This is a genomic window from Allobosea sp. ASV33, assembly GCF_016428755.1.
GTDB lineage: Bacteria > Pseudomonadota > Alphaproteobacteria > Rhizobiales > Beijerinckiaceae > Allobosea.
Window position 1 is genome coordinate 1 of record NZ_JAELTI010000284.1, and the last position, 316, is coordinate 316.

Sequence of the window (316 nt, forward strand, 5' to 3'; positions counted from 1 at the left end):
CCCCCCCCCCCCCCCCCCCCCCCCCCCCCCCCCCCCCCCCCCCCCCCCCCCCCCCCCCCCCCCCCCCCCCCCCCCCCCCCCCCCCCCCCCCCCCCCCCCCCCCCCCCCCCCCCCCCATTTTCAAGCACAAGACGGCATACGAGATCGCGCCTAGAGTCTCGTGGGCTCGGAGATGTGTATAAGAGACAGGCCGTGGCCGCCGTAGAAGTTCTTCTCGCGGCTGAACATGTGCATCGAGCCGCCCTTGCCGCGCGAATAGCCGCCGCGCCGGCCGGTCAGTTCCGCCATCACGCCGCGCGATTCCATGCCGCAGGCC

1 protein-coding gene and 1 pseudogene are annotated in these 316 nt (G+C 76.6%); one reads left to right on the forward strand and one right to left on the reverse strand.

Annotation, left to right across the window (positions count from 1 at the left end; genetic code table 11):
• Positions 1-182: hypothetical protein (locus tag JHD80_RS27595; protein ID WP_199093802.1), on the forward strand; the 182-nt coding region annotated here is incomplete at its 5' end.
• Here the strand turns inward: JHD80_RS27595 and JHD80_RS28910 are convergent.
• Positions 154-316: pseudogene (locus JHD80_RS28910) on the reverse strand (pyruvate dehydrogenase (acetyl-transferring) E1 component subunit alpha); the annotation flags it as partial. The gene JHD80_RS27595 and the pseudogene JHD80_RS28910 sit on opposite strands and share 29 nt — an antisense overlap.